The sequence below is a fragment of the Streptomyces sp. NPDC048637 genome (assembly GCF_040650675.1).
Classification (GTDB): domain Bacteria; phylum Actinomycetota; class Actinomycetes; order Streptomycetales; family Streptomycetaceae; genus Streptomyces.
In genome coordinates this window covers 1-9,488 of record NZ_JBEZHQ010000079.1, presented here as the reverse complement: position 1 = coordinate 9,488, position 9,488 = coordinate 1, and the positions used below count along the sequence as shown (strand labels likewise).

Genomic DNA, 9,488 nt, shown 5'->3' with positions numbered 1-9,488 from the left:
CGCCGTTGCGCCTGCGGCGGGCGGGGCCGCTGCGCGGGGCTGTCGGGGTGCGGTGACGGGCCGGAGGGGCAGGGGTGTGGGACTGCTTCGCTTTACGTCCCACACCCCTGCCCCTCCGGCCCGTCACCTCCCGTGGGTGGAGGGTGGGGGTGAGTGGGGGCGAGCGTTATCTGTCGGGCTTGCGTTGTTTGTCGGTCATTTGTGTCTCGCCTGGCTCCAGTGGGGGTGCGTTCACACCGCAGTGGAAGGTCGTCTTTGCCCGGCACGGCTTCTCGGCGCCCGGTTCGGCGCGTAGGGCGTCGGTGCGTACCGTCAGCCAGGCGATCAGCGCGCCGGCCACCAGGACACCGGCACACAGCGGCATGGCGCGCAGGAAGGCCGCGCCGAAGGCGTCCGCCGAGCGGTAGGCCTCCGGGCCGAAGCCCGCGAGCAGGGGGAGCGCCGCCACCGCCATCAGGCCCGCGGCCCGCGCCGCCGCATTGTTGATGCCGCTGGCCAGGCCCGCCCGGTCCACGTCCACCGACGCCAGCACGGTCGCGGTGAGCGGCGCGACCAGCGTCACCATCCCGGCGCCCATCACCACCAGTGCGGGCAGCACATCGGCGACGTAGGACGCGCCCCGGCCCACCCGCATCATCAGCAGCAGCCCCGCGGCGCACAGCAGGGGTCCGACGGTGAGCGGAATACGCGGTCCGATGCGCTGGCCCAGCTCTCCGGAACGGGCGGACAGCAGCAGCATCAGCACGGTGGTGGGCAGCAGCGCGGTACCGGCCTGCAGGGCCGAGTAGCCCACCACGACCTGGAGCTGGAGCACGGACAGGAAGAAGAATCCGCCGAAGGCGGCGTATACGCAGACCGTCACCGCGTTGATGGCGGAGAACTGGCGGATACGGAAGATAGCGGGCGGCAGCATCGGATCGGCCCGGCGCCGTTCGGTCCGGAGGAAGAGCACACCGAGCAGCAGTCCGGCCACCGCGGGAAGGATCACGCCGGGCCCGGCGCCCCCGTTCGGCGCGGCGATCAGCGCATAGGTCACCCCGGCCAGCGCCAGCGCCCCCAGCACCGCGCCCCGTACGTCGAAGCCCCGGTGTCTGCGGACACCGCGCTCCCGGGTCTCCGGTACGTGCCGCAGCGCCACCGGGACACACACCGCCGCCAGCGGCACATTCAGGAAGAACACCCAGCGCCAGCCGGCACCGTCCACCAGCCAGCCGCCGATGAACGGGCCCACCGCCGCGGCCACCCCGCCGAGCCCCGACCAGGCGCCGACGCCCCGGGCCCGGTCGTCGGGGTGGAGGACGGCCTGGATCAGCGCAAGCGAACCGGGCGTGAGCAGCGCCCCGCCGACGCCCTGCAGCGCACGGGCCGCGATCAGCACCCCGGCATGCGGCGCGAGCCCGCACAGCAGTGAGGCCGCCGCGAACCACACCACGCCGATCACGAACACCCGGCGCCGGCCGAAGCGGTCGCCGAGCGCACCGCCCAGGAGGATCAGCGAGGAGAGGGTGAGCAAGTAGGCGGTGACGGTCCACTGGAGGACCGCCAGATCCGCGTGGAGGTCCTCGCCGATCCGGGGCAGGGCGACATTGACGACCGTGCCGTCGAGCAGCGCCATCCCGGACCCCAGCACGGCCGTCAGCAGCACCCACCGGCCCTGTGCCGAGGCCAGCCGGACCGCGCCGGGCGCACTCGGTTCGCTCATACCGCGAGCATGCCCGTCTCCGCGCCCGCTCGCCCGCCCTGCGCCGGACCAGCGGGCGCAGGGCGGGGCCGGCACACAAAAGGCTCCGCATCCCGGACGGATGCGGAGCCCTTGGGCGCGGCGGCCGGCGGTGCGGCCCGCCGGTTACTTGATCTTGGTGCCGGTGGAGCGCAGGTTGGCGCAGGCCTCGGTGACCCGCTTGGCCATCCCGGCCTCGGCCAGCTTGCCCCAGCTGCGCGGGTCGTAGGTCTTCTTGTTGCCGACCTCGCCGTCGACCTTCAGCACACCGTCGTAGTTACGGAGCATGTGGTCCGCGACCGGGCGGGTGAAGGCGTACTGGGTGTCGGTGTCCAGGTTCATCTTGACCACGCCGTTCTCCAGCGCGGTGGCGATCTCCTGCTCGGTGGAGCCGGAGCCGCCGTGGAAGACGAAGTCGAACGGGGCGGCCTTGCCGTACTTGGCGCCCACGCCCTCCTGGAGGTCCTTCAGCAGCTCGGGACGGAGCACGACGTTGCCCGGCTTGTAGACGCCGTGGACGTTGCCGAAGGAGGCAGCGAGCAGGTAGCGGCCCTTCTCGCCCAGGCCCAGCGCCTCGGCGGTGCGCAGCGCGTCATCGACCGTGGTGTAGAGCTCGTCGTTGATCTCGTGGGTGACGCCGTCCTCCTCGCCACCGGTCGGGGTGATCTCGACCTCAAGGATGATCTTGGCGGCGGCGGCCTTGGCGAGCAGCTCCTGGCCGATGGCCAGGTTGTCGGCCAGGTTCTCGGCCGAACCGTCCCACATGTGGGACTGGAACAGCGGGTTCTGGCCCTTGGCGACGCGCTCCGCGGAGATGTCCAGCAGCGGGCGGACGTAGCCGTCCAGCTTGTCCTTGGGGCAGTGGTCGGTGTGCAGCGCGACGGTGATGCCGTACTTCTCGGCGACCACGTGCGCGAACTCGGCGAGCGCCACCGCGCCGGTCACCATGTCCTTGTTGTACTGGCCGCCCAGGAACTCCGCACCACCGGTGGAGATCTGGATGATGCCGTCGCTCTCGGCCTCGGCGAACCCGCGCAGCGCGGCGTGCAGCGTCTGCGTCGACGTGACGTTGATGGCCGGGTAGGCGAACTTCCCTGCCTTCGCCCGGTCGAGCATCTCGTTGTAGACCTCGGGGGTTGCGATGGGCATCTGTCCGCTCCTTGTGTATGCGGGTGTGCGTTCTGGGCCCTGACCAGGGGGCGAGGACTTCGCCGTGCACATCTTCCCAGACAAGGCGTCTCGCTCCACATTGCCTGACCGGCCGTCCCACTCCGTGGGCGGCCGGTTTCACGTGAAACCGGCCGCCCCTCGGCAACGGCGCAGGTCAGCGCGGAATACCCCGTTCCGGTGCGACCCCGGCGCGGTCCTCAGCCCAGGTCGAGGTCGCCCAGCTGGAAGCCCGTGATATAGGGCAGTCCGGCCTCGGCGATGGCCGAGGCGGCACCACGGTCGACGATCGTGGCCACCGCAACGACCTCGGCGCCCGCCTCACGCGCCGCCTCGACGGCGGTCAGCGGCGAGCCACCGGTGGTGGAGGTGTCCTCGACGATCAGGACCCGGCGGCCCGTGATGTCCGGGCCCTCGATACGGCGCTGCATCCCGTGCGCCTTCTGCGCCTTGCGGACGACGAAGGAGTCCAGCCGGCCGCCGCGCGCCGCGGAGGCGTGCAGCATCGAGGTCGCGACCGGGTCGGCACCGAGCGTCAGCCCGCCGACCGCCTCGTAGTCCAGGTCGGCGGTGATGTCCAGCATCAGCTGACCGACCAGCGGCGCGGCCTCGCCGTCCAGGGTGATCCGGCGCAGGTCGATGTAGTAGTCGGCCTCCTTGCCGGAAGAAAGCGTCACCTTGCCGTGCACCACGGCCTTGTCCTTGATCTGCTGCAGCAGCTCGCCGCGCACGTCGTCACTCATGCGCACGAGCTTATGGCCTGTCCGAGGGGCCGCGGACCCGGCCCGGACCCCATCGGACAGGCCCTTAAGCGCTGCCCCGGGACAGGCTCCGCCAGCTCCAGGTCATGGAGATCTCCAGCGGATCGATTGGGGTGACCAGGCGCGGCAGGGTGTTGAGGCCGTTCGGCGGGCCGGTCTGGGGCTCGACGCAGACCGCGGCCTCCTGCTCGTCGTAGACCACGGCCCATTCGGCACGGCTGGCGATCTTCAGCTCCAGGCGGCCCGGCCAGGTGAGCGTGGCCTTCACGCCCTGCGGCATCCCGAAGCAGTCGTCCCAGGGACCCGGCTTCGGCGGGATCCGACGGCCGGTCGGGAGGTGGTCGGCGCCCCGCTCCTCCTGCCACTCGGGCGCGAAGTCGAGCTGGACGTCCGCACCGCCCTCCCCCAGGTTCCGCAGGAACCAGGGGTGCCAGCCAGCCTGCGCGGGGAAGGAGTCGGCGGCCGCCTCGACGCCCATGGTGAGGGTGAGCGAGCTGCCGTCGTCGGCAAGTTCGACGAGCTGGGTGACCTGCCCCGGGTACGGCCAGGGCGCCGCCGGGTCTTGCAGGTCGTAGGTGAAGACCGCCTCCGTGGCGCTCGTTCGCGCGGTGCGCCAGCGCAGGTCGCGGCCGGTGCCGTGGATGGCGTGCGGCGCGGCGTTCAGCGGCATCCGGTGAAGTTCGCCGCCGTTGCGGAACTGCCCGTGGGCGAGCCGGCCGCACCACGGCACCATCGGGAAACAGCCATGGGTGCTGCCCTGCCGCAGCAGCTCCGTGCCGCCGACGCGGAGGCTCGCGATCCGGCAGCCGTGGTCCGGCCGGACGGTCAGTTCGGTGTCTCCGGCGGCCAGTCGCACGCCCTCCGGCGCCTGGGTCCGCGCCGCGCCCTGGGTGGTGTTGTCGGTGCTCACGGAACCGAGCCTAGGGGGTGTCTCCCCGATCTCCGTGGATCAGCCTGCGGCGTCCGGCGGCGCACCGCGCCCCTCGTGGGGACGCCGTACGGACCGCGGCCCGCGAACCCGGGTCAGCGGCGCCGGCGCAGTACCCGGCCGACGACCACCGCGGACGCCAGCACCACCGCGGCCGCGGGCGCCGCCCAGCGCAGGGCGATGGAGGTGCCGTTCGACTCGGGTGCGGGCACCGGCGCGTACCGGCCGCGCGGCGGGGCGTGATCGACCTCTTCCGCGCTGCGTCCGATCATCGTGCGGCGGGCGTGCGCGGCCTCGGCGGGGGCGAGCCGGTCCGCCTCGTCGCCGTAGCCGTGCTCGGGGTGCACCGCGGGGAACGCTTCCGCCGCTTCGCCCGCGTCGAGGTCCTCGCCGGCGTCGAGATCCTCGTGGGCGTCGAGGTCCGCGTCGGCATCTGCCGCCTCGCCGAGGTCCGCCGTCTCGTCGGCGTCCTCATCGCGGTCCGGGTCCAGGGACGGGGGCGGCACCTCGGTGTCGAACACCCCGGGCCCGGCCGCCTCGTCGGCGTCACCGGCCGCTCCGCCGTCGTCGGCCACCGGCCGCCGCCGCAGATCGGCCGCCAGGTTCTCCGCGAAGCGGTCCAGCAGGCGACGGCCCACGGAGGCGGCGGACCGGTCGGTGGCCTCGGCGAGCCGGCCGTCGCGGTGGACGGTGCCGGAGCAGACCAGCGTCGTACCGGGGCCGGGCTCGGTGGCCGGGGAGAGCCGTACGGTCAGGGTCAGCGCGACCGCCCCGTCACCCCGCGCCTCGGTGCCCTTGGCCTCGACGGTCACCGCGGCGGCCGTACCGTCGTCACCGGGTCCGTCGTCCGCGGCGGCGCTGACCGTCAGCGTGCCGCGATAGGTGATGGTGGAGCTCCCGATACGCAGCCGCAGGCGGCCCTGCGGACAGTGGGGGGCCGCTTCGGCGTCGAGCTGGACTCCCGGGACACAGCGCGCCACCCGCTCCGGCTCGGTGAGCGCCTGCCGCACGGTCCCGACGGGAAACGGAACGTACACCTCATGCTCCATGACATGGGAGCCTACCCAGCGCCCGCGACCCCGTGCCCGCCCACGCAGAACTTTCTGGCACCGGGCCGGAACCCGCCCCACCACGCCGCCCGCCGCACACCCCGCGCCCGCCCGGCACCGTCCGGGGGCCGGCGCGGGCCCGCTCCCGCCCGGCACCGCGCCCCGCTGCGCCCCGCTCAGTCGAGATACCGCGGATGCATCAGCGTCGACGCCGGCAGCCCGGCCCTCCGGTCTCGGGTCTCCGCCCGCCGGCCGGCCCACAGCTCCTCGGCGCTGAGGCCGCCGAGCGGCGGTGCGTCAGGCGCCAGACCGAACGACGGCCGGTGCCGCGCGGCCAGCACGAATCCCCAGTACCGGTTCCCGCCCGGCGGCGCGGCGGCCGGCACCTCCGCGTCCACGGGCGGGGCGGCGCCCGCCGAGCGGTCCGGGCCGCCGGAGAACGCCGCGGGCCGCCCGGACAAGCGGTACGGCACCGTCGCCAGGCCCACCGACCGGACCGTGGACTCCACCGTCCAGTACAGGCGCGAGCGCTCGACCGGCGGCCCGGCGTACACCACCAGCCGGCCGTCGCGGGCCAGCGCCCGCGCCGCGAGACCGTAGAACTCCTGCGAGTAGAGCTTGGTGCTCGCGGTGATCCCCGGATCGGGAAGATCGGAGACGATGACGTCGTACGGCGCCGCCCGCCGCCCGGGGCCGCGCATGCCCCGCTGCCGCAGCCAGTCGAAGGCGTCGGCGGTCACCACCCGCACCCGGGGATCGGCGAGCGAATGCCGGTTGAGGCGCGTGAGGCCGGGGTCGGTGCGCGCCAACCGCAGGACGCCGGGGTCGAGTTCGACGACGGTCACCGAGCGGACCGAGCGGTAGCGGAGGATCTCGCGCACCGCGAGGCCGTCGCCGCCGCCGAGCACCAGCACCCGGCCGTGCGGGCCGCCCGCCATCGCCGGGTGCACCAGCGCTTCGTGGTAGCGGAACTCGGTCTCCGCGCTGACGCGGAGCCGGCCGTCGAGATACAGCGCCAGCGGCCCGCCGGAACCTTTCCTCCCCCGCCCCGCACCGGCTCCGGCACCCGTGCCGCCGGTCATCACCACTTCCTGGACGCCGGTCTGCACCGCGACCCGCGCCGAGGAGCCGTACACCGCCAGCCGGGCGGCCCGTTCGAACGGCGTGGCCAGCACCACGCCCGCGGCGAGCACCGCCAGGACCAGGACATTGGCGCCGAAGAGCGCCCAGCGGGCGCGGGCACTGAGATCGCGGCGGAACAGCCACAGCACCAGCACGGCGCCGGCCACCGCGTTGACAGCGCCGGTGAGCAGGGCGCCGGTCAGCTGGCCGAAGCCCGGCAGCAGCAGAAAGGGAAAGGCCAGCCCGCCGACCAGCGCACCGACATAGTCCGCGGCGAAGAGGTCGGCGACCGCGCCGCCCGCGTCCTGCCGGCGCACCCGCTGGATCAGCGTCATCAGCAGCGGTACCTCGGCGCCGATCAGGATGCCGATGGCCAGGGAGAAGCCGACGAGCGCGGAGCGGGACTGGCCGAACCAGGCGAAGCAGGCGTAGAGCGCCATCGCGGAGGTGCCGCCGACCAGCGCGAGGCCGGCCTCCACCGCGCCGAAGCCGACCGCCGCCCGGCAGCGCAGCCGCTTGGCGAGCAGCGCGCCGACGCCCATCGCGAAGACCATGACGGACAGCACGACCGACGCCTGGGTGACGGAGTCGCCCACCAAGTACGTGGCCAGGGCGACCAGTTCGAGTTCGTAGACCAGACCGCAGGCGGCGCAGACGAAGACGACGGCGAGGACGAGCAGCCGGCCGAGCCCGGCCGGCACGGGCAGTCGCGCCGGTGTCATGGCTTCCGGCGGGCTGGGAGCGCCGGTGAGAGCGGACTCTGGCGGGTCGATCATAAGGTGAACGCTACGTGACGGTTCTGTGGCGCTCCGTCACCCACACGAGTAGACCTCGTGGGCTACACCCCTCCGTCGGGGCGTTGGCGAAGCGTGGGGCACGAGGGCGCACTGCGTTGCGCAGGCCCGCGCACTCCCCGCCATCCGCGCCCTCCTGGACCTCCACGCCCCCAGCGCACAGCCTCCGCGCCCTCGCATCACGCACTCCCCAGCGCCCTCCTGCCGACCGGACCGGTCACTATCGCCCGGCCCCGCTAGACCGCCGCGACCCTCGCCCGTACGCCCACCCGGGTACGGGTGGCCACCAGGCGGCCCTCCTGCGGATACGCGTGCCAGGTCCGCCAGCGCACCTGCCCCTGCTGACGCTGCGCCAGCATCGCGGTGAAGGCGTGCGGCGAGCCGGGGAAGGTACCGGCGAGACCGTGCGGGTGCTCGGCCACCAACGCGAGCAACTCCTGTGCGCGACCGGCGAACGAGCCGCGCGAGAGGGTCTCCACATGGGCGGCGAATTCGTACTCCCAGTCCCCCAGCCGCTTTGCCACCCCGAGCGGCAGCGGGGTGCTGCTGCCCGGGATGCAGGCGACCGTTTCGGAACAGGTGCCGCTCTCCTCCTCGAGAAGCACCTGGTGAGAGGCGCCGAGCAGCCTCAACTGCACCTGGGCGTCCTGGAGTTGGAGATCGAGTACGGCGAGGGCGGGCAGGGGTTCCCTGCCCAGCGCCCAGGCCAGGTCGGAGGCACGGGTATCGGTGTACGCCGTCGTCAAAGTGGTGAGCATGGGTCGGCTCCGCAAGCACGCAGTGGAATGGTGGGCCGGCCCGCCCGAAAAGGATCAGGGATGTACGACTGCCTGCCGGCTCGTGCCCACGTGGGGTCGGAGAACGTGGGGGATTCTCTGGGGAGAGGGAATCATGAAAGCCCCGTCGCCCACAGCGCTTTTACCCATCTTCTCCGGGTTTCCATCCGCCCGGGGGCCTTGCAGTTCAGTTGTTCAACGACCAAGCGCCCGGCGGGTGTTGGCCATTTGACCCACACCGCCGGGCGCATATGCGACAAGCAACTAGCCATCCGCACATATGGAGTTGGCGCAGGGCGCCGTCGGCTCAGGAGCCGCCGCCACCACCGCAGCCGCCGCCACCGCCACCGCCGCCACCGCCGCAGGAGGAACCGCCACCACAGGAGGAACCGCCGCCGCAGCCGCCGCTCGACCCCCCGTCCCCGCCGGCCCACCAGCTGCCGCCGCCGGAACCCCCGGAGCCCCGTCTGCCCCCCGTGCCCGCACCGCTCCGCGAGGCCAGAGCCACCAGGCCGATCACCCCCGCGCAGATCACCACGAAAACCACAATCCCCATCTGCCTCACACTCCTTTCATTCCCCCGAAGCGAGGCACCCGCTCCGTCCGGCGCCCTGTGCGCCGCTCCGGCACCGTCCGGCACCGTGGACCGTCCTCGTCGACGGCCGTTTTCATTTCTTCGTGCGGGGCTGATGCCCTGACACCGACGTCTCAAAGCACAGTTGAGGAAGTCCAGAGGTTCGGCGGAGGATGGCGCGTATGGACCGACCGCTGCTCAACCGCCGCCTCGCCGAATTCGGCACCACGATCTTCGCCGAAATGTCGGCACTCGCCGTACGGACCGGCTCCATCAACCTCGGCCAGGGCTTCCCCGACGCCGACGGTCCGGAAGAAGTCAGGGAGGCGGCGGTGCGCGCCCTGCGCGACGGCCGCGGCAATCAGTACCCACCCGGCCCCGGCATCCCCGAACTGCGCACCGCCGTCGCCGCCCACCAGCAGCGCTTCTACGGCCACCTCGGCCTCTCCTACGACCCCGACACCGAGGTCCTGGTCACCGCGGGCGCCACCGAGGCCCTCGCGGCCTCCCTGCTGGCACTGCTGGAGCCGGGCGACGAGGTCATCGCCCTGGAGCCCTACTACGACTCCTACGCCGCCGGTATCGCGCTGGCGGGCG

At 73.0% G+C, this 9,488-nt stretch carries 9 protein-coding genes; 1 reads left to right on the top strand and 8 read right to left on the bottom strand.

Annotation, left to right across the window (positions count from 1 at the left end; all coding sequences use genetic code 11):
• Positions 1–166 precede the first annotated feature (166 nt).
• The 8 genes from AB0C46_RS40445 to AB0C46_RS40410 all read right to left on the bottom strand — a co-directional run bounded on the left by AB0C46_RS40445 (position 167) and on the right by AB0C46_RS40410 (position 8,873).
• The gene (locus tag AB0C46_RS40445; protein WP_362834132.1) at positions 167–1,702 is read right to left on the bottom strand and encodes an MFS transporter; all 1,536 of its coding nucleotides are present in this window, start codon (positions 1,700–1,702) and stop codon (positions 167–169) included.
• A gap of 144 nt (positions 1,703–1,846) precedes the next feature.
• Positions 1,847–2,869, bottom strand: coding sequence for a class II fructose-bisphosphate aldolase (gene fbaA, locus AB0C46_RS40440; protein ID WP_362834131.1), 1,023 nt, complete (start codon positions 2,867–2,869; stop codon positions 1,847–1,849).
• Positions 2,870–3,087: 218 nt separating this feature from the next.
• Positions 3,088–3,630, bottom strand: coding sequence for an orotate phosphoribosyltransferase (gene pyrE / locus AB0C46_RS40435; protein WP_362834130.1), 543 nt, complete (start codon positions 3,628–3,630; stop codon positions 3,088–3,090).
• A 64-nt stretch (positions 3,631–3,694) separates the two neighbouring features.
• Complete coding sequence (locus tag AB0C46_RS40430) at positions 3,695–4,558, bottom strand: aldose 1-epimerase (protein WP_362834129.1); 864 nt, start codon at positions 4,556–4,558, stop codon at positions 3,695–3,697.
• A 113-nt stretch (positions 4,559–4,671) separates the two neighbouring features.
• A complete protein-coding gene (locus tag AB0C46_RS40425) occupies positions 4,672–5,625 on the bottom strand; it encodes an SRPBCC domain-containing protein (RefSeq protein ID WP_362834128.1) in 954 nt (317 codons plus the stop codon).
• A gap of 176 nt (positions 5,626–5,801) precedes the next feature.
• Complete coding sequence (locus AB0C46_RS40420; RefSeq protein ID WP_362834127.1) at positions 5,802–7,523, bottom strand: polyamine aminopropyltransferase; 1,722 nt, start codon at positions 7,521–7,523, stop codon at positions 5,802–5,804.
• Positions 7,524–7,777: 254 nt separating this feature from the next.
• The gene (locus AB0C46_RS40415; protein WP_362834126.1) at positions 7,778–8,299 is read right to left on the bottom strand and encodes a DUF2617 family protein; all 522 of its coding nucleotides are present in this window, start codon (positions 8,297–8,299) and stop codon (positions 7,778–7,780) included.
• A gap of 325 nt (positions 8,300–8,624) precedes the next feature.
• Positions 8,625–8,873, bottom strand: coding sequence for a hypothetical protein (locus tag AB0C46_RS40410; protein ID WP_362834125.1), 249 nt, complete (start codon positions 8,871–8,873; stop codon positions 8,625–8,627).
• A 200-nt stretch (positions 8,874–9,073) separates the two neighbouring features.
• On the opposite strand from AB0C46_RS40410, the gene AB0C46_RS40405 reads away from it, so the two are divergent.
• The coding region (locus AB0C46_RS40405) for an aminotransferase class I/II-fold pyridoxal phosphate-dependent enzyme (RefSeq protein ID WP_362834124.1) at positions 9,074–9,488 on the top strand (415 nt) is incomplete at its 3' end.

Excerpts from the sequence above, each read along its gene's own strand:
- AB0C46_RS40445 (WP_362834132.1), bottom strand. The coding sequence starts at position 1,702 with ATGAGCGAACCGAGTGCGCCCGGCGCGGTCCGGCTGGCCTCGGCACAG.
- fbaA (WP_362834131.1), bottom strand. The coding sequence starts at position 2,869 with ATGCCCATCGCAACCCCCGAGGTCTACAACGAGATGCTCGACCGGGCG.
- pyrE (WP_362834130.1), bottom strand. The coding sequence starts at position 3,630 with ATGAGTGACGACGTGCGCGGCGAGCTGCTGCAGCAGATCAAGGACAAG.
- AB0C46_RS40425 (WP_362834128.1), bottom strand. The coding sequence starts at position 5,625 with ATGGAGCATGAGGTGTACGTTCCGTTTCCCGTCGGGACCGTGCGGCAG.
- AB0C46_RS40420 (WP_362834127.1), bottom strand. The coding sequence starts at position 7,523 with ATGATCGACCCGCCAGAGTCCGCTCTCACCGGCGCTCCCAGCCCGCCG.
- AB0C46_RS40415 (WP_362834126.1), bottom strand. The coding sequence starts at position 8,299 with ATGCTCACCACTTTGACGACGGCGTACACCGATACCCGTGCCTCCGAC.
- AB0C46_RS40410 (WP_362834125.1), bottom strand. The coding sequence starts at position 8,873 with ATGGGGATTGTGGTTTTCGTGGTGATCTGCGCGGGGGTGATCGGCCTG.